This window comes from Leeia aquatica (genome assembly GCF_012641365.1).
GTDB classification, from domain to species: Bacteria; Pseudomonadota; Gammaproteobacteria; order Burkholderiales; family Leeiaceae; genus Leeia; species Leeia aquatica.
Window position 1 is genome coordinate 285977 of record NZ_JABAIM010000003.1, and the last position, 19512, is coordinate 305488.

Sequence of the window (19512 nt, forward strand, 5' to 3'; positions counted from 1 at the left end):
AGCGAAGGATGTCTGACCGTGTCCAAAACCCTTGTACCTTACCTTGTGCCCGACGTGTCTGATCTGGCACGCGCCTTGCGCCGCCATTGGCCAAGCCATCCCGACATGCCGGGTCAGGTCGACATGCTGAACCTGCTGGCACGCTGCGCCGGTTTCAGCAATTTTCAGAGCTATCGCCAGCACGCGCTGCGCCCACAGAAAACCGAGGTATCCCACCCGCCGGTACCGGCGCTGGCGCAAAAATTCATGCAGCTGCTGGATGCACAGGGCCAGTTGACCCGCTGGCCATCGGGCCGCCCCCTGCAGCAACTGGCCTTGTGGTATCTGTGGGGTCGCTTTGACCGCCGCCGCAGCTACCACGAGCGGGAGGTCAATACCCTGCTCAACCAGCACCACCGTTTCGGTGACCCGGCCTTGCTGCGCCGGGAAATGGTCGGGCTGGGCCTGCTCAGCCGCAGTGACGACTGTCGGGACTACCGCCGTCTGTCACCGCAGCCCCCTGATGACGTCATCGCCGTATTGAAGCACCGGGAACGCCAGTTGCAGGCCGCCTGAGTTCAAGCCGGTTGAGCGGCCTGCACCGGCCGCTCTCGAATCGGCAAGTTCACGATGGCCGCCATCGCCGCCAATGCCATGTCGGCATACCACATGGCATTGAAGTTCCCCAGCTTGACCAAGGCTTGTCCGCCCAGCCACGCCCCCAGAAAGCCGCCCACCTGATGCGACAGCAAGGTCAGACCAAACAGCGTGGCCAGGTAGCGGGTACCGAACAGTTTGCCGACCAGCGCGGCAGTGGGCGGTACGGTCGCCAGCCAGGTAAAGCCCAGCCCGGCAGCAAACAGGTAATAGGTCAGCGGTGTGCGTGGTGCCAGCAGATACAGTCCCACCAGCAAGGCCCGCGAACCATACATGGCCGCCAGCACATACTTGCTGCGGTATTGGCCAATGCAACGCCCGGCATACAGACTACCAAAAATATTGGCCAGTCCGATAATGGCCAGTGACCAGCTGGCCACCTGAGGTGGCAGCCCGCAAAGATTGACCTCACCCGGCAGGTGGGTGACCAGAAAGGCAATGTGGAAACCGCAGGTAAAGAAGCCGGCATGCAGCAGCAGATAGCTGCGGTCCTGCATCGCCTGCCGTACCACCGCGCCCAGCGGTTGTGCCTCGGCACTTGCGCTTGGCAGGGCCTGCTCTCGTCCGCCCAGCTTGCCAATCAAGGGCAAGGTGGCCAACGCCGCCAGTGCCATGGTCCAGAGTGCCCCCATCCAGCCGATGCCCAGTATCAGCTTTTGCAGCAAGGGAGCGAACACAAACTGGCCAAACGATCCGCCTGCATTGATCACTCCGGACGCATCTGCGCGGGCACTGGCCGGCAGGCGCTGTGAAGCCGCCCCCAGCAGCACGGAGAACCCGGCGATGCCGGAACCCGCCGCGGCAAACAGCCCCAGTGTGATCGACAAGGCCCAGCCCTGCCCCGCCAGCGGTGTCAGCGCACACCCCGCAGCCAGCAGCAAGACCCCTACCAGCAGCGCTTGCTGCGGGCCTTTACGGTCTGCCACCATCCCGGCAATGGGTTGCACCGCCCCCCACACAAACTGGCCAATGGCCAGCGCCAGACTGATGGTCGCCACCCCCATGCCGGTCGCCCGGTTGATCGGGCCCACGAAAAGCCCCAGCGACTGACGAATCCCCATGGACACCATCAGCAGACCGGCCGCGGCCAGGGTGACCACCATCACATCACGTTGTCGCAAACTGGCAAACATTCGAGGCCCCGCAGCAGGTAGTGACTGATACTGCATTGTCAGCCTTCAGGCACAGGCTGACAAATCAGTTAAACTGCAGGCATTGCCCAGTTTTCCTGCGCCATGATGCACTTGCCCTCCATGAAAGCCCTGCAAGCCTTTGCTGCGGTCATGCGCAGCGGCAGCTTCACGCTTGCAGCGGCTGAGCTGCATGTCAGCGCCGGGGCCATTGGGCAACAAATCCAGAAACTCGAAGCCATGCTGGGTTACCCCTTGTTTCAGCGAAGCACCCGACAGCTATGGGCCACTGCCGCGGCCCAAACCTACTGGCAGCAGTTGCAACCCATCTTGCAGCAACTGCAGGCACTGCATCAGACGACACCACGCACCGATACAGTGCGCATGACCTTGCCACCCAGTTTCGCCTCGCGCTGGCTGGCTCCCCGTCTGGAGCACCTGGCCCGGCAACACCCACACATACGCCTGCACGTGCACACCTCGATCCAGCCCATGGATCTGGTACAGGAAGGCTTTGATCTGGCCATCCGCTACTTCACCGGTGAGGACGAGGGGCTGGAAAGCCAGTTACTCTGTCCGGACGAAGTGCGCGTTTTCTGCAGCCCAAGCTATCAGCAACAGCTGTCGCTATGGCAGGTCGATGACCTCAGCCGCGCCACGCTCTATGCCACCCCGCTACAGCCCTACTGGGCGGCCTGGTTTGACCGCTTCAGTAGCCTGACACCCCAACACGTGCAGGCCATACCGCAGATCCACGTCGATCAGGGCGTGATCGCCATTGAAGCCTGCAGCCGAGGCCAAGGCATGCTGATGATCAGCCCGGTGCTGGTGGCCGATGAGCTGGCCAATGGCCGCCTGATGGAACCCTTCCCCTGTCGCCTGCCGCTCAACCACGGCTACCATGTGGTGCATCGACCGCAGCGGCTCTCCACCGCAGCACGCACGGTCAAAGCCTGGCTGCTGGCGGAGGCACAGCAAACTACAGGCTGACTGCCTCCAGCGTATCCACCAGGAAGTCGATCAATGCCCGTACCGCAGGCGTCAGGCCGCGACGGCTGGCGTAGGCCAGGTGGAAAAATCCACTGGGCAGCTGCCAGTCCGGCAGCAGCAGCTGCAAGTCACCGGTCGCTAGCTCCTTGCCGCACAGGTAGGCAGGCAACCAGCCCGCACCGACTCCGCTCAGGATGGCAGACTTGAGCAACTGCATGTCATCGCACACCAGCCGGGGCTGGTGCGGCACCAGCACCTGCTGCCCATCCGGATGACTGAAGCGCAGCTGGAAGCGACCATCATGCGGGCGCAGGCTGACGGTAGGCTTGCCCAGCAGATCCTGCGGCTGCTGTGGCCAGCCGGCGTGTGCCAGCCAGGCCGGGCTGGCCACCATCACCGGCTGCGAGCGGGATAGCCGCCTGACGACAACCCCAGCGTCCTCATCAGACTCCTGCCGCACCCGCAAGGCGAAATCAAAGCCGTCTTCAATCAGGTCGACTCGCCGGCTGGTCACCTCCACCTCGACGCTGACCTCCGGGTAGCGCAGCATGAACTCTGGCAAGGTGTGCAGCAGCAGCCCCTGCGCAATGGCGATCGGGCAACTGAAGCGTACCCGGCCGCGCGGGATGGTATGCACCCGTTGCACGGTTTCCTGCGCCGCATCCGCGGCAAGGCGCATGCTCAAGCAGTGCTGCAGGTATTGGTGGCCGATATCCGTCAGTGCCAGTCGCCGCGTACTCCGCTGCAGCAATCTTACCCCCAGCGCCTGCTCCAACAGGGCAATCCGGCGCGACAAGCGGGATTTGGGCACCCCGAGTACCCGGCTGGCGGCTGCAAACCCCCCATGCTGAACCACCTGGCTGAAGAAAAACAGGTCATTCCAGTCAGGATTTGGCTGCGGCAGGGTCGGCGAAGTCATATTCAGCACCATTGTTCCATATGCAGGACAATATATCCGAAAAATGCAGGCTTATCACCACATGCCACACCAATGATAATGGGCTCACTTCAACACGACTTATCGGAGCTTTCCATGAACATCCTGCATCTCGATTCCAGCCCGCTGATGACCCACTCGGTGTCACGCCAACTGACCGCCAAGCTGGTCAGCCAACTGCAGCAGCAAAACCCGGATGCCACCCTCACCTATCGCGATCTGGCGCAGAACGCCCCCAGCCACTTGTCTTACAGCGAACTGGGTGCCGCCCAGCAAGACCCGTCGGAATGGAGCCAGACGCTGCGGCAGGATGTAGAAACCGCCAAGGCCATCCTCGCCGAGTTTCTGGCAGCCGATGCCATCGTCGTCGGTGCACCGATGTACAACTTCTCCATCCCCAGCCAGTTGAAGGCCTGGATTGACCGCATCTCGGTAGCGGGTACCACCTTCAAGTACACCGAAACCGGCCCGGTCGGCCTGCTCAGCGGCAAAACGGTCTATATCGTGTCCAGCCGGGGCGGCCTGTATGGCAGCGCCAATGCCATGGACCATCAGGAGGCTTACCTGAAGACCGTGTTCCAGTTCCTGGGTCTGAGCGATGTGCAGATCATCCGCGCCGAAGGCGTCAACATGGGGGACAGCATGCGTCAGCAAGCGCTGCAAGCCGCGCAGCAGGACATTGCCGCCGTCGCTGCCTGACCCACCCCGCCACGCCGCAACAGCCACCTTCGGGTGGCTGTTTTTGCCTCAACCGATAGTTTTTTAAAATTAAATTGTTTTAAACAATCAATTTTACCAATTCATCTTCTCTCGCCATACTTCGATCCAACGAGTCGCAGGAGCACACCATGAACACGCAAACCACCCTGCGGGAACACATTCTGGCCATTCTGGCCGCAGTTGCCCATTGACCCTGAGGAGAGCAAAACCATGTCCAAGCCCATCATGCACAGCGCTGCTGGCGCCCCCGTGATCAACAACCAGAACAGCCTGAGTGCCGGTCCGCGTGGCCCCGTGCTGCTGCAGGATGTCTGGTTGCTGGAGAAACTGGCCCACTTCGATCGCGAACGCATTCCGGAGCGTGTGGTCCATGCTAAGGGCTCTGGCGCCTATGGCACCTTGACCATCACGCAGGACATCACGGCCTGGAGCAAGGCCGCCGTCTTCAGCCAGGTCGGCAAGCAGACGCCGCTGTTCCTGCGCTTTTCCACCGTCGCCGGGGAACGCGGAGCCGCCGATGCCGAACGCGATGTACGCGGCTTTGCCCTCAAGTTTTACACCGAAGAGGGCAACTGGGATGTGGTGGGTAACAACACGCCGGTGTTCTTCCTGCGCGATCCGCTGAAATTCCCGGATTTCATCCATACCCAGAAACGGGACCCGCAAACCAACCTGCGTAACCCGGTTGCTGCCTGGGATTTCTGGTCACAGCATCCGGAAAGCCTGCACCAGCTGACCATCCTGATGAGCGACCGTGGCCTGCCACGCAACTACCGCCAGCTCAATGGCTATGGCAGCCACACCTACAGCTTCATCAATGCCCGCAATGAACGCTTCTGGGTGAAATTCCACTTCAAGTCGATGCAGGGGCACAGCTTCTATACCGACTCAGAAGGCGCAGACATTGTCGGCTCCGACCGCGAAAGCGCCCAGCGTGACCTGTTTGCCGCCATCGAAGAGGGCAACTTCCCGCGCTGGAAGTTCATGGTCCAGGTGATGCCGGAAGCCGAGGCACAACAATACCGCATCAACCCGTTCGACCTGACCAAGGTGTGGCCACACGCGGACTACCCGCTGATGGAGGTCGGCATCCTCGAACTCAATCGCAATCCGCAGGATTATTTTGCTGAAGTCGAGCAGGCCGCCTTTACCCCGGCCAATGTGGTACCCGGCATTGGCTTCTCGCCAGACCGCATGCTGCAGGGTCGCCTATTCTCCTACGGCGACACCCAGCGCTACCGCCTGGGGGTCAACCACCACCAGATCCCGGTAAACGCACCGCGTTGCCCCTTCCACAGCGTGCATCGCGATGGCGGCATGCGACTGGCGGCCCCAAGCGGTCCGAACTACCAGCCGAGCAGCCTGCCCGGCGCCCTGCAGGACCAGCCCCAGCAGACTGAGCCCAATCTGGACCTGTTCGGCAGCGCAGGGCATTGGGATCACCGGGTGGATGACGACTACTACAGCCAGCCCGGTGCCCTGTTTCGCCTGATGGATGCTGCCCAGCAGACCCGCTTGTTTGGCAACATCGCCCGCTCGATGCGTCCTGTACCCGTGGAGATCCAGCAGCGCATGCTGGCGCACTTTGCCAAGGTAGACCCGAACTATGCGGCCGGTGTGGCGGCGGCCTTGCAAGGTTGATCACCCCGGCGGGCCCGACGGCCCGCCTTTTCTCGCGGAGGCCATCATGCAGCTGAACGTGCGACATACCCTGGGTTTGCTGATCCTGGTCAGCGGCTGGTGGCAACTGCTGTCCGATCTGCCCAGACCATAGCCATAAACTATGGCCGGCTAAAGAATTAACCATTTCACAAAATCCGGCCCAGCATCCACAATGCAGTCATCACTCTGCAGAAAGGACGCATCATGGAGATCAACTTGGGGATTCCTGAAACCAACCGGCAACAGATTGCCGAGGGCTTGTCCCGCCTGCTGGCTGACACCTACACCCTCTACCTGCAAACCCATAACTTCCACTGGAACGTGACCGGGCCAATGTTCAACACCCTGCACTTGATGTTCGAGACGCAGTACAACGAACTGGCACTGGCGGTAGACCTGATTGCCGAGCGTATCCGCTCGCTGGGCTTCCCCGCACCGGGTACCTATCAGTCCTTTGCCCGGCTGACGTCGATTGCCGAGGTCGAAGGCGTGCCCAAGGCGCAGGAGATGCTGGCCATCCTGCTGAAAGGGCAGGAAGCGGTGGTACGTACCGCCCGCAGCCTGTTCCCGCTGGTGGATGAAGTGAACGACGAAGCCACCGCCGACTTGCTGACCCAGCGCATGCAGCTGCATGAGAAAACCGCCTGGATGCTGCGCAGCATGCTGGATTGAAAAAAGGGGCAGACCTTGCGGTCTGCCCCTTCTGCTTCATGCCAGCAAACTGGCTTGTACCTGGACGGGTACCGGCTCCAGCTGGTCAAACTGCATGCTGAAGCTGGCACGCCCGGAGGTCAGGGCACGCAGCTGGCCGATATAGCCAAACATTTCCCGCAGCGGCACCTGGGCCACGATCATCATGCCCGTCCCTTGCGGTTCCTGCTGACGCACCTGCCCACGGCGGCGGTTGAGATCACCAATACAATCGCCAACATACGCCAGCGGGGTGACCACTTCCACCGTCATGGTCGGCTCCAGCAATACCGGCTTCGCCTGCAGCATCGCCGCCCGGAAGGCTTGCGCAGCGACCTGCTCGAAAGCCTGCACCGATGAGTCGCGCTCATGGTAGCTGCCATCCAGCAAAACGACCTTGCAATCCACCACCGGGTAGCCCGCCAGCACCCCCGCTTGCGCGGCCTGGCGGAAGCCCTGCTCCACCCCGGGGATGAATTCCCGTGGAATGGCGCCGCCGGTGATACGGCTTTCAAACTGCAGCCCTTCACCGCGAGGTAAGGGTTCCAGCTGCAGCTGCACCTCGGCAAACTGGCCTGGGCCACCGGTCTGCTTGCGGAACACCTGCCGCTGCACCACCCCTTGCGTAGGGGTTTCCCGATACGCCACACGGGGCTGACCGGTATTCACCTCCACCCGGAAGCGGCTACGCAGTTTTTCCAGCGTGACCTCCAGTTGCAGCTCACCCATGCCGGACAGCAATAACTGCCCGGATTCCGGATCGGTGCGCAAGCGCAGGCTCGGGTCTTCCTGCACCAGCACCTGCAAACCCTTGAGCAGATTCTGCTGGTCGGCACGGCTGCGCGGTTCTACCGCCACATCCAGCACCGGCTCTGGCGCTTCAATCTGCTCCAGCAGCAGCGGCTGGTCCAGCGCGGTCAGCGTTTCACCGGTCACGGTATCCTTGAGACCCGTCACCGCCACAATGTCGCCCGCTTGCAGGCGAGGTCGTTCCACCCGCTCGCTGGCGTGCATTTCATACACTCGCGAAACACGCTCACGGCGCTGCCGATTAACATTCAGCAGCGTCGAGCCCGCTTCCAGCTGGCCCCGGTATACCCGCAGCCAGGTCAGCGTACCGTGCTCATCGTGCGTCACCTTGAACGCCAGTGCCGCAAACGGCCCGGTGACCGACGCATCCAGCTCGCGCTGCACGTCCTCTGGCGCAGGCAGATAATCCACCACCGCATCCAGCAGCGGCTCGACACCCCGGTTGCGGAACGCGGAACCCAGCAGTACCGGCACCGCCTTGCCTTGCAGCGTAACCTGTCGCAAGACCCGGCGCAGCGACACCAGCGGCAGGGTTTCCCCCGCCAGCCAGGCTTCCAGCAGCGCATCATCATGACCCACCAGTGCTTCCACCAGCAGAGCACGGTGCTGCTCCACCTCCGCCTGCATCTCTTCCGCCACCGGCAAACGCTGCGCCGGGCCTGCCTTGTCGTCTGGCCACAGCCAGGTTTCACGGCTCAGCAGGTCCACCAGACCGATAAACCGGTCTTCCTGACCAATGGGCAACTGGGTCACCAGTGCCTCCACCCCCAGCCGCTCACGGATCATGCCGACCACCCGGTGGAAGTCCGCACCCACCCGATCCAGCTTGTTGACGAAGGCCAGCCGGGGTACCCGGTAACGATCGGCCAGACGCCAGTTGGTCTCGGTCTGAGGCTCCACCCCGGCCACGCCGTCGAACACCACCACCGCACCGTCCAGCACCCGCAGCGAGCGGTTGACCTCGATATTGAAGTCAATATGCCCCGGGGTGTCGATCAGGTTGATCTGATGTTCCCGCCAATGCACCGTGGTGGCCGCGCTGTTGATGGTGATGCCACGCGCCCGCTCTTGCGGGTCAAAGTCCATGGTCGCAGCGCCATCATGTACCTCACCCAGCCGGTGACGCGCGCCGGTGTAATACAGCACCCGTTCTGTGGTGGTGGTCTTGCCTGCGTCGACGTGTGCAATGATGCCAATGTTGCGAAGTTTTCTGTTTTCCATGTTGATTTCTCACTACCAGCAAAAACCCCCTGTGGGGGTTGCCCAGCAGGGGGTTTGCGCGTGACCCTGCGGGCAAAGGCCGCAGGAATGCTGCGGCTAATGCATGGCTTGCGTGATCTGACGACGGGATGGCTGCGCAAACGACACATCCGCCCGCACCGGACCAAAGGACGCGCGCAAGCCGCCGCGTCCTTGGCCGAGGTAAATCGTGGCAATCAGTTTGTCGTAGGTACGCATGATCAATACTTTCCGTGTCAGCCCCAGAAAACAAAAACCCCGGCGGGGTGCTCCTGCCGGGGTCTGGGACGATGGCCCGGCAGGCTTGCGCCTCCCAAGCCTGGCCTGGAGGCTATACGCGCAACAAGTACAGCTGCACACCCATGCGGGCGCGGCTGCTCAGCTGAAAAGACTGTGGTTGCGACATCGGGAAACGTCCCTGTTCAAATCTGGAAGGCTCGCACTGTAACAGGTAGCACACAATATATCAAGAGAGGGTTTATTCACACGCTCCCCGATATATTGGAACGCGGTGGGTCAAGCGTGGTCAGCATCATGTGGTGGCTGTCACACCCCTGACCATGCTGCCCTGTTCTGCATGTCTTGGGCAGCCGCTGTTACTGTCTGCATAGCGGGCATGTCACGATATAATCAGCAGATGCAATCAACCCTACAGACAGGCAAGCAGGATGACTGACGCAGCGATCGGCGTATTTGATTCCGGCCTGGGAGGCCTGTCGGTCTTACGGCATGTGCGGGCCACCCTGCCACAGGAGTCGCTGTGTTATGTGGCGGACTCGGCGCATGTGCCTTATGGCAGCAAATCGCCGGATTACATCATCCAGCGCAGTGAACACATTACCCGCTTTTTGTTGGCGCAAGGCTGCAAGGCACTGGTCATCGCCTGCAATACCGCCACAGCTGCGGCGGCGGCCTGGCTGCGTGAGCAGTACCCAGATGTGCCGATCGTGGCAATGGAACCCGCCGTCAAACCCGCTGTGACACAAAGCCGCAATCAGGTGATTGGGGTACTGGCGACCGAGGGTACGCTGAAAAGCGCTCAGTTTGCAGCGCTGCTGGCCCGCTTTGGCAGCGGAGTTACCGTGGTGACGCAGCCTTGCCACGGCCTGGTGGAACTGATCGAACAGGGGGCCTTGCAGGCGGACGATACCCGCACCCTGCTGCAACGCTATATGGCGCCGTTGCTCGCCGCCGGGGTGGATACCATCGTGCTCGGCTGTACCCATTATCCCTTTGTGGCCCCCTTGATCCGTGAACTGGCCGGACCGGATGTGGCCTTGATTGACACCGGCAGCGCGGTGGCGCGTCAATTACAACGTCGGCTGGCAGAATTGGACCTGCTCAACACGTCCAGCACCGCCCCACAAGACCGTTTCTTCAGCAGCGCTGCCGGACCCGAAGCCGAGCGAATCACCCGCTTGCTGTGGGGGGCAGAGGTCAGCGTACAGGCCCTGCCCGGTTAACGGTCCTTAACGACCGGCTGGCACGCAGGCCACCACATTACCCGGTATCTGACGACATTGCCCGTGCAAGACGTCGCCACGCGGAGTGACGAAGCGGCAACCGCTCCCCTCTGCTTGCCCCTGACACGCGACCTGTGCTTCCGGCGGGGGAACCCGCCCTCCCCCGGCGTAACCTTCCGGGCCTTGTCGCTGCGCACCACCCTGCCCACCGGCAGGCGCATTGCCCGGCATGCCAGGTGCGCCATTTTCCTCATTGCCGGGGCGGCTGGCGACCCACACCGGCGTGCCCCGGAAGCAGCCCATGGTGTAGGGGTATTCTCGGGTCAGCACATAATGGTAGAGCGTGATCCGCTGCCCCTCCCACCACACCGGCGCGGTCCGGCCATGACATTCGTCCAGGTCCGCATTGCCCAGTTCGCGACCGGACTCGTCAACGCTGCTGTAGATGCCAAACCCGTCCAGCGCGTAGCCCAGCAGCTTGCCACGCTCATTGGCCCCTTCCAGGCAGGGTGAAGGACCGTGGTAGTGGTACTCCCCTTCCCGTTGCGGATGTCCGTTGCAGCGGTCCTGCACCTCATGTGCCACCGCATCACGCCCCCCGGCGTCCAGCGCGTTATAAATGGGTACACCACTCAGCGCCACGCCGATCATGCCCATCGGCACACAACTGGGTTGTGCTGCCCGCAGCGGCTGGCGCGGCAGGCGAATCTGCACGGTATGGCTGCTGATGCGGTTGGGGTTACGGTCCACCGCGTAGGCCGGGTCGCTCCGTGCCACCGGAAACACCCCGGTTACATGTCCCAATGGCAGGCCATTGCCTTGTAGCAAGCGGCTGTCCGCACTCAGGCTGATGCTGAAGCGTGCATCCGGCCAGCTGACCTGCCCTTGCACGCTCAGCTTGCGGGTCTCGTCCCAGAAGGCACCCTGAATCCAGTCGCCCTTCACTTGGGCACCGCCACCATCGAAGCGGCTGTTGCAGACGTAGACGTAGCCACGCTGAGGCTGGCTGCTGATCTTGCCATCGCCCAGTGGCAGATGATGCGGGTCAGGCGCAGCGTGAACGGCCGTCAACCCCAGAGTCAACACGATCAGCATGCTACGCATGGTATACCCCATCCAGCCCCGTTGCTTGCAGTGTAGGCCAGCGGTCTGCGTACTGCTCAGTCCCGCGGGTCAGGCGCGGCAGCAACCCAGTACAATTCGCTGCTGAGCGCCACTACCGACTGCTGCTGGTCGATGGCGTCCTGCAGCAGGGCGATCAATTGCTGCGTCTCATCCCGCAAGTCATCCCGCTGCTGCCGATAGTGGATTTCCGTTTCCTGACTGCGCTCGACACCACGCCAGCCCACCAGAATGTGAAAGGTGTCTGGCCGGGCTGAGAGGTCCAGCAATGCCTCCTCCAGCTCGACCTTGAGGCGATGCAACTGATAGCCGCTGAGCACCGTCTCCCCGCCTTGATCAAGAAAGGCGGTGTCGTGCGGGTCCAGCTGCGCCTGCTGGAAATATCGTGAGAAGAAGGCGTAGCTCCAGTCATCCAGCACCACTCGGTGTGGAATGGCTTGCGCGTCGATGGTGGCGCGATCCGGCCCGAGATGGAAATACAGGTGGGTGTAGATGCTGGTGGGATGGCTCATCGTTGCAGCTTAGCCATAACGGCGGTGTGCCGCCAGCGCCAGACCAGCACCGATGCTGCCAAACAGGTCACCTTCCACCGGCCGCGATGCCGGCAACAGACGCTGTACCTGCTGGCGTAGCGAACTGACGCCACTGGCCCCTCCGGTAAAGAATACGGTATCGACCTGCTCGGCACGCACACCGGCTTGCTGCAGCAAGGTGGTGACGGTTTGCGTGATGCGTTTCAAGTCTGCGTCGATGGCATCCGCCAGTTGTTGCCCACTCAGCACATGCTGCAGCGGGGGCGCCAGCTGGTCCAGCTCCAATACTGTTTCAGGCTGACTGGAGAGCTCGATCTTGGCCTGCTCCACCGCAATGGCCAGCGCGTGTCCGGCGCGTTGTTCCACCAGCTGCAGCAGGCGGGCGAAACGTTCCGGTTCCGCCACATCACGCTTCACATCTTGCAGTTCTGCCCACACCTTGCGGGTATAGGCCTGGTTGATGGTATGCCAGGTCGCCAGATTGAAGTAATAACTGGACGGCACTTCGGCATCACGATGGCGCAGCTTGCTGCGGTAGCCCAGCAGGGGCATCACCGCCGCCAGACTCAAGCGACGGTCGAAATCGGTACCACCGATATGCACCCCTGCATTGGCGAGGATATCGTCCCGCCGCTCATCCAGATGGCGGCGCTGCGGGGAAACACGGATCAGCGAGAAGTCTGAGGTACCGCCGCCGATATCGACGATCAGCACCAGTTCTTCTCGCGTCACCTGCTGTTCATAGTCAAACGCGGCGGCGATAGGTTCGTACTGGAAGCTGACCTCGCGAAAGCCGCAGTCCAGCGCCGTCTGGCGCAAGGTATCTTCCGCCAGTTGGTCTGCCTGCGGGTCTTCGTCCACAAAGAACACCGGACGACCCAGCACCGCACGCTCAAAGCTGCGCCCGGCGGCCTGCTCTGCACGCCGCTTCAGCTCCTGGATGAAAAAACGCAGCAGGTCGCGGAACGGGATCTTGCGGCCCAGCACTTCGGTATGGCCATCGAGCAGGCTGCTGCCCAGCAGGCTTTTCAGCGAGCGCATCAGGCGGCCTTCTTCACCGGAAAGGTACTCAGCCAGCGCTGCTCGGCCAAAGCTGACCTGCTGGTTTTCCGCATTGAAGAACACCGCGCTCGGCAGGGTGAACTTGTCGTCTTCCAGCGCCAGCAGCCGTGGCTGTGCGTCGACCACCCATCCCGCTGTGGAATTGGAGGTTCCGAAATCCAGACCGCACACCGACGTCATCTTGCCACTCCTGCATCAAGGGTCGCGCAGTCTGGCAGATTTCCCCTGTCAGAACAAGTCCTTACCTGACAGAAGTGCTCAGGTTCAGTGGTTCTCGTACACCTCGCTCACCAGCGCGTCCAGTACCGGCGCGGCCCGCTCGGAGAGTTTGTGATGCGACACCGCCACCACGATCCACCATTGCCCGGAGCGCGCACGCACAAAACCGGACAAGGCCCGCACATCCTGCAAGGTGCCGGTTTTCATGTGCGCCGAGGTGGCGACCGAATCTTCGGCAAAGCGCTTGCGGATGGTACCGTCCACCCCGGCAATCGGCAGGGAGGAAATCAGTTCCGGCATATACGGCGATTGCCACACCGCGCGCAGCAGCTGCGCCATGTGCTGGGTACTGATGCGCTCGATGCGGGAAAGCCCTGAGCCATTCTCCATCACCAGCTCACCGAACTGCAGGGACTTGCTGCGCAGCCACTGCTGGATGCGCTCACGGGCCGCTTGCAAGGGGTCGCCCGCCTGCCCGGACTCCACCCCCAGGGTGAGAAACAGCTGGCGCGCCATCAGGTTGTTGGAGAACTTGTTGATGTCGTGAATCACTTCACGCAGTACCGGCGAACCCTGACTGGCCAGCAGGGTTGCCTCTGCCGGGACCGCACCGTCTGGCACGCTGCCAAGCGACAGCTGGGCATCCAGCTTGCTCCAGCGCCCGCCTATCTCGCGCCAGGTGTCGCGTACGCTGGCGGCGATAAAGTCAGCATGATTACCCAGCGCAACACTATAGGTCGCGTCCTGACAGCTGGCGGGGAACTCGCCACTGAAGGTCATCTGGGTTTCACCATTGGCCGCCGTCTTGCTGTCTACTTTCAGTTTGTTGCGCCAGGTGGTGCAGTCACCGCCCCCCACCCTCAGCTTGTTGACCAGTTGCAGGCGCGGCAGCGCGGGCTCTGGCAGCAGGCGTACCCCGTCGGCACTGCCGTACAGCCGTACACGCAAGGTCTTGAAATTGACCAGCAAGGGGTCGGGCACCACGTTGTAGGGCCGATCTGCCGCGCCGTCAAATTGCCCATCGTCTTCCTGCTGCTGCGGGAAGTAGCGGCGATCCAGCCGCAGCTCGCCGCTGATCTCACGAATGCCACGCAGGCGTAGCTGCCGCACCAGCAACCACAGGCTTTCCTGGGTCAGTTTGGGGTCACCATAGCCTTTCAGGTAGAGGTCACCCACCCAGCGCTCGCCCTCCTGTCGCCCTTGCCCGTACAGCTCGGTACGCCAGCTATAGGTCGGTCCCAGCAGTTCCAGTCCGGCAAAGGTGGTCACCAGCTTCATGGTGGAGGCCGGGTTGACGGCGACCTGCTCCCGGTACTGGTACAAGGGAGCGCCACCCTGCACCGGCATCACATAGACGGCCAAGCCGTCGGCGGGCAGCTTGGCCGCCTTCATGGCCTGCTGGACTTCTGCAGGCAACTCACCTTCTGCGGCCAGTACCGTCAACGGTAACAGGCACAATGCAATCCACGAACGCATGACTTCCCCAATGCAGAAGCCAGATCACGCGATCTGGCCTCTGCAAGCATGATGTTGAATTTTACTGGGCAGTGATCGGCTGGCCGTTGCCACTGGTGACGGGGGTGCCATCGCTGGTCACCAGACGTCGGGCCACGGTAAACCGCTGCGGAGGTGAGTACGGCGTGGTAAAGCCATCCGGATCGATCGCCTGCACCCGCAGGAACCACTCACCGGCATCGGGCCGCGCCAGGTCCAGCTCAGGCTTGGCCACCATCTGTTCCAGCTTGATCTGCCGGAAGTCTTTGTACTCGGACAGTTGGACCCGGTAATGCTGCTCCGGTTCTCCTGGCCAGCTGAAATACAGGCGTTCGTTACGCTCCTTGGGCTGCAAGGGGATCAGCTGCAGCGGTCGCACCGTCAGCTGCTGCACATCGCCATACGGACCTTGCTTCTCGCTGCCATCCGTTTGCCGCACCACGGTCGCCATCCGCCAGTAGTATTGGCCCGGCGTCAGCTCCGACTGCAGCTGCGGCTGCGACACCTGCCGATCCTGTTGCACGCTCTGAAAACGGGCATCACTCGCCAGCTGCCAGCGGTAGCGCAACACCCCTTCCGGCTCGGCCCAGCGGAACGCCACGGCGCCCGTTACCACCTTGCTGCCGGTGCGAGGTTCGGAAGGCAGCGGTGCTTCCGGCCGTGCGGCCAGCGTGAACGGGTGCAGCTGGTCCGGGCCTTCCAGCCCATGCGCGTCCACTGCGCGGATGGCCAGAACGTACTGGCCATCTTCCAGCCCGCTGATCCGGGCTTGCGACTGCGTGGACGACAGGGACAACAGCACCTGGTTCAGCGCCTCATCCCGCGCCACGCGCACCCGATAAGCTTGTGCGGCACTCACCGCAGGCCACTCCACCCGGAACTGCACCCGCTCTTGCAGGGGTGGCAGCTGACTCAGGTCCGGGGCGGAAGGCAAGCTGACCGGCACCGCAACCTTGCCTTGCGCATCAGCCCAGCTGCCTTGTCCTGCCGTCAGTTGCTGGGTCGAACGGCCTGACTGCCCTTGCAGCTCCACTCGCCCTTCTGTGACTTCGCTCTGGCTGTGCTGCTGGGCCTCATCAAACGCCACCCGGAAGCGGGTGCCACGAACCCCGGCGGCGGCGAGCGGGGTATTGACGTCAAAACGACTGCCTGTGCGCTTGTCCGGGTTGGCATGCGCCTCGATCCGGCCTTGCTGCAGCTGTACGCGGTTATCACCCCGCCCGCCCGGTGCCAGGCGCAGTTGCTCCAGGCGTGCACGACTGCTGCCCTGTAGCTGGACAATACTGCCATCCGGCAAACGCAAAGCGAGTGTACCATCCGGCTGGGTCAGCAGTGCGTCCCCCTCATTGACCTTGCTATTGGCCGTGACCACCTGCCCATTGACGGTTGCGCCACGGGCATACAGCACCGTGCCGGTTGCCGGTTGCGGTTTCAGCCAGATCAGCGGGATACTCAGGATGGTGCCGGGCTGCAGATGGGTTGGCAAGTGCACCCGGTTGTAGCGCTGCACATCGGCCCAGCGCTCTGGCCGGTCCAGCAACTGGTGGCTGACAGAATAGACCGAGTCGCCCGGCTTGACCTGATACTGCAGGTCATCCGGCGAAGGGTTCGGCAAACCGGCCGCGACAACGGTCAGGCTGGCGCCCAGCATCAAGACGGGCAAGGCCCGGTACCACCCCTCAAACATCCGCACCCACCTGCTCCAGTCGATAGCCGAAACTGTATACCGGCGTCAGCCGGAATCCCTGCTCAGCACGCAATTGCAGCTTGCTGCGAACCCGTGAAATATGGGTATCCATGGTGCGCGAGGGCAGATCATGGTCATGCCCCCACACGGCTTCCTGGATATGGCTGCGCGACAGCAAACGTCCCAGGTTACGGAACAGCAGGAAGGCCAGGTCGAATTCCTTGTGCGTCACTTCCAGTGTCACCCCATCACGCACAATGGTTTTGGCGGTGGCGTCAAACTCGAACGGTTCGACGGTAAGCTGCTGCACCCCTTGCTGCTGTGGGTAAGCACGCCGCAACAGGGCAAACACCCGTGCCATCAGTTCGGCTCGCCGCATTGGCTTGACCATGTAATCATCAGCCCCGGCGGCCAGCCCGGCCACAATGTCGGTTTCCTCGCTGCGGCAGGTGAGGAACAGTACCGGCAACGGGTCCTGGATGGAACTACGCACCCAGGTCAGCACTTCCAGCCCCGACATGTCCGGTACTTCCCAGTCCAGAATCAGCAGGTCAAAACTTTCCCGGCGCAGCTCGTTGACCAGCCGGCGGCCTTCCTGATAGGTATGGCAACTGTGTCCGGCTTCCCCCAACACCTGACTGACGTAGTCTCCAAGACTGGCGTCGTCATCCAGTACTGCTATCCGCATCATCCATCCTTGCTTGCTCAGTCCACGCCGCTGGCGGCGCGATTGCCGTTTCGCCAGTGTCAGCACCTGCCGCCGACATCAGGGCAAACCGGAACGTTGTACCCTGCCCCACTGTGCTGTCTACTTCAATGATACCACCATGCCGGTCAAGAACGGTCTTGACAAAGGCCAGACCCAGCCCTACCCCCTCCTCTTCTGGCTGGCCTGAGGTACGGAAGCGCTTGAAACGCTGAAACAGCTCGGCCTGCCGCTCAGGCGGGATGCCATAGCCCTGGTCACGAATACTGCACCACCACCAGCCCCCCTCGTAGTGGATCTGGCTGAATACCGAGGTACCGGCCGGGCTGTACTTGATGGCGTTGGACAACAGGTTGATCAAGACCCGCGTCAACAACACCCGGTCCGCCAGCACAGGGGCTTCGGGGTGGGTATCGGGCTGGACCAGGGTCACCCCTTTCTCCTGCGCATTGACCCAAAGCTCGTCGAGGGCATCCAGTAACAGCTCGGACAGGTTCTCTTCGGCAAAATGATACTGCTGCGCCTCAGCGCGAGCCAGCTGTACAAAGTTCTCGGCCAGACCCAGTGCCCGGCCGGCATACTGGGCCAGCCGCTGCAGGAATTCCTCCTGCGGCAGCGCACGCCCCGGGCTGCGCTGTAATTCGATCAGGGCCAGGATCGAGGCCTGCGGTGAACGCATGTCGTGCGACAGGAAGCGCAAGGCATCATCGCGGCCCCGCTCAGCCTGTCGCAGGCTGGAGATATCGACCAGATTGACAATCCAGCCATTGAGCTCACGTCGCGCATTGAAGAACGGCGCGCACTTGACCAGCAAGCGGCTGCCATCACCCGCCCCGACTTCAATGCCATCGGCCACTTCGGCAATCTTGCCGGGGTCCAGCAAATCCAGCCAGGCCAGGATATTGCTGGCCTCCTGCGGCTGCAACGGCAACAGCAGGTGGGCCAGATGCCGCCCCGGCAGTGGCTCGGTCAGCGCAGCTTCAAAGCGGCGTGCCGCCGCCTGGTTCGCCAGCAGGATGGTGCCCGCCGCATCCGTAATCAAGGTGGCATCCGGCAAACTGTTCAAACCATCGAACACCAGTCGTCGCCAGTCTGCCGCACGCTCCATGGCTTGCCGCACCAGCATGATGCGCTGGTCCAGAACCGTGGTCAGCTGTTCAGGCGCGGCATCGACCAGACCAAACGGCTGCGGCTCGTCGCGCAGGCGCTCAAACGCCTCGCCCAGATAGCGCAGGGCGGCTTCCAGCCTTCGCCAGCTCCATGCCGGATAGGCGATGCCCAGCCCAATCAAGGCAGCGGAAGGCGGTAGCCACCAACCCGCCCGCATCAACCACACTGTCGCCAGCAGCACTGCCAGCGCCAGTGCCACCGTGGTCAACAGGATCCAGCGTGGCGACAGGCTGAGAAAGGCCACATAGGCCAGCAGCAGGGGCAGCAAGGCAAACAGCATGGACCACAGCGGCGTCACCCGCTCCAGTCGCTGCCCGCCGAGCAGGCTGTCCAGCACATTGGCCATCACTTCCACGCCTGGCATGGCCCGGGACGTACCCGATACCGGGGTGGGATAGGCATCCCCCAGCCCCACAGCCGACGCGCCGATCAGCACATACTGGTCACGAAACGAGGCCGGATCGACCCGGCCCTGCAACACATCCAGCGCCGACACTTGCCGGAAATGCCCGACCGGGCCTGCAAACGGCACCTGCATCCAGTAGTCTCGCTGCCAGACCCCGGGGGCTGCCCCCCCTTCCGGACGGCGCATGCCCGGTATGCGGTCAGGCTTGTGACCTGCCCATTGCAGCATGGCCAGCGTGAGGTGCGGATAGGTCTGCTTGGCAAAGCCTTCCTGTAGATACACACTGCGCGCCAGACCATCCGGGTCCAGCTCGAGGTGAATGTGACCTTGGCCTGCTGCAGCGCGTTGCAGCAGCGGAATCGGCTCCAGCAGTTCCAGCTGCCCACCACGCTGGCTCAGTACCACCGGCAGGATGACCTTGCCATGCTGCCGCATTGCCTCCGCCAGCAAGACATCGTCGAGCGGCTGGTTCAGGTCAGGCTCTGACAAGATCACATCCAGCCCCACCACCCGTGCTTGTGTGGTACGCGACAACAAGGCGGCCAGTACGGCACGGCGCCACGGCCAACGGCCCAGCACATGGATGCTGGCGTCGTCGAGTGTCACCAGGGTGATGTCGGGCCGCGCCGAGCGTTGCAACTGGGGCAACAAGCCGTCATACAAGGTCTGGTCCAGCCGCCCCAGTCCGTTCTGCCAGCCCAACCAGCCGACCAGCCCGCCCATCAACAGCAGGCTGAGCAACCATTCCCGCAGCAACAAGGACCAGCCCGCGCGGTGGCCGCCCCAGCGGGGCCACAGCCGTATCATGCGACGGCTTCCACCAGACGGCATACAGG

Annotated in this window: 17 protein-coding genes; 6 read left to right on the top strand and 11 right to left on the bottom strand. The window is 62.6% G+C overall.

The genetic code is table 11. The features are described from left to right. Positions 1–18 precede the first annotated feature (18 nt). Positions 19–555, top strand: coding sequence for a DUF2087 domain-containing protein (locus HF682_RS18010; RefSeq protein WP_168877950.1), 537 nt, complete (start codon positions 19–21; stop codon positions 553–555). Positions 556–557: 2 nt separating this feature from the next. Here HF682_RS18010 and HF682_RS14075 read toward each other — a convergent pair whose 3' ends face one another. Beyond that, on the bottom strand, positions 558–1769 hold the full coding sequence (locus HF682_RS14075; RefSeq protein WP_168877951.1) for an MFS transporter: 1212 nt from the start codon (positions 1767–1769) through the stop codon (positions 558–560). Positions 1770–1889: 120 nt separating this feature from the next. Here HF682_RS14075 and HF682_RS14080 point away from each other — a divergent pair, with 120 nt between their 5' ends. Continuing rightward, positions 1890–2756, top strand: a complete 867-nt coding sequence (locus tag HF682_RS14080) for a LysR substrate-binding domain-containing protein (RefSeq protein WP_168877952.1) — start codon at positions 1890–1892, stop codon at positions 2754–2756. Here the strand turns inward: HF682_RS14080 and HF682_RS14085 are convergent. Continuing rightward, positions 2746–3675, bottom strand: a complete 930-nt coding sequence (locus HF682_RS14085) for a LysR family transcriptional regulator (RefSeq protein ID WP_168877953.1) — start codon at positions 3673–3675, stop codon at positions 2746–2748. The genes HF682_RS14080 and HF682_RS14085 overlap by 11 nt on opposite strands. A gap of 114 nt (positions 3676–3789) precedes the next feature. On the opposite strand from HF682_RS14085, the gene HF682_RS14090 reads away from it, so the two are divergent. The 3 genes from HF682_RS14090 to HF682_RS14100 all read left to right on the top strand — a co-directional run bounded on the left by HF682_RS14090 (position 3790) and on the right by HF682_RS14100 (position 6747). Further along, a complete protein-coding gene (locus HF682_RS14090; protein WP_168877954.1) occupies positions 3790–4392 on the top strand; it encodes an FMN-dependent NADH-azoreductase in 603 nt (200 codons plus the stop codon). A 231-nt stretch (positions 4393–4623) separates the two neighbouring features. Further along, on the top strand, positions 4624–6054 hold the full coding sequence (locus HF682_RS14095) for a catalase (RefSeq protein ID WP_168877955.1): 1431 nt from the start codon (positions 4624–4626) through the stop codon (positions 6052–6054). Between the two features lie 225 nt (positions 6055–6279). Further along, positions 6280–6747, top strand: a complete 468-nt coding sequence (locus HF682_RS14100; RefSeq protein WP_168877956.1) for a Dps family protein — start codon at positions 6280–6282, stop codon at positions 6745–6747. A gap of 36 nt (positions 6748–6783) precedes the next feature. On the opposite strand, the gene fusA is transcribed toward HF682_RS14100, so the two are convergent. Both fusA and HF682_RS14110 read right to left on the bottom strand, forming a co-directional pair. Continuing rightward, positions 6784–8796, bottom strand: coding sequence for an elongation factor G (fusA, locus tag HF682_RS14105; RefSeq protein ID WP_168877957.1), 2013 nt, complete (start codon positions 8794–8796; stop codon positions 6784–6786). 96 nt (positions 8797–8892) lie between these two features. Continuing rightward, entirely contained in the window at positions 8893–9033 is a 141-nt protein-coding gene (locus HF682_RS14110; RefSeq protein WP_168877958.1) for a hypothetical protein, read from the bottom strand. A 449-nt stretch (positions 9034–9482) separates the two neighbouring features. Here HF682_RS14110 and murI point away from each other — a divergent pair, with 449 nt between their 5' ends. Then, the gene (gene murI, locus HF682_RS14115) at positions 9483–10277 is read left to right on the top strand and encodes a glutamate racemase (RefSeq protein ID WP_168877959.1); all 795 of its coding nucleotides are present in this window, start codon (positions 9483–9485) and stop codon (positions 10275–10277) included. Between the two features lie 6 nt (positions 10278–10283). Here murI and HF682_RS14120 read toward each other — a convergent pair whose 3' ends face one another. The 7 genes from HF682_RS14120 to HF682_RS14150 form a co-directional block, all read right to left on the bottom strand. Beyond that, positions 10284–11381, bottom strand: a complete 1098-nt coding sequence (locus HF682_RS14120; protein WP_168877960.1) for a YHYH protein — start codon at positions 11379–11381, stop codon at positions 10284–10286. A 56-nt stretch (positions 11382–11437) separates the two neighbouring features. Beyond that, positions 11438–11911, bottom strand: coding sequence for a hypothetical protein (locus tag HF682_RS14125; protein WP_168877961.1), 474 nt, complete (start codon positions 11909–11911; stop codon positions 11438–11440). Positions 11912–11920: 9 nt separating this feature from the next. After that, the gene (locus tag HF682_RS14130) at positions 11921–13174 is read right to left on the bottom strand and encodes an Hsp70 family protein (protein ID WP_168877962.1); all 1254 of its coding nucleotides are present in this window, start codon (positions 13172–13174) and stop codon (positions 11921–11923) included. An 84-nt stretch (positions 13175–13258) separates the two neighbouring features. Further along, a complete protein-coding gene (gene dacB / locus HF682_RS14135) occupies positions 13259–14689 on the bottom strand; it encodes a D-alanyl-D-alanine carboxypeptidase/D-alanyl-D-alanine endopeptidase (protein WP_168877963.1) in 1431 nt (476 codons plus the stop codon). 61 nt (positions 14690–14750) lie between these two features. Continuing rightward, positions 14751–16394 (bottom strand): FecR domain-containing protein, encoded by a 1644-nt coding sequence (locus tag HF682_RS14140; protein ID WP_168877964.1) that lies wholly within the window; start codon positions 16392–16394, stop codon positions 14751–14753. Then, positions 16387–17085 carry a response regulator transcription factor gene (locus tag HF682_RS14145; RefSeq protein WP_240947277.1) on the bottom strand — a complete coding sequence of 233 codons (699 nt, stop codon included), beginning with the start codon at positions 17083–17085 and terminating at the stop codon, positions 16387–16389. The genes HF682_RS14140 and HF682_RS14145 overlap by 8 nt, the downstream gene beginning before the upstream one ends. Further along, positions 17060–19483 carry a CHASE2 domain-containing protein gene (locus HF682_RS14150; protein WP_168877965.1) on the bottom strand — a complete coding sequence of 808 codons (2424 nt, stop codon included), beginning with the start codon at positions 19481–19483 and terminating at the stop codon, positions 17060–17062. Before HF682_RS14150 ends, HF682_RS14145 begins: the two co-directional genes overlap by 26 nt. Between the last annotated feature and the right edge of the window lie 29 nt (positions 19484–19512).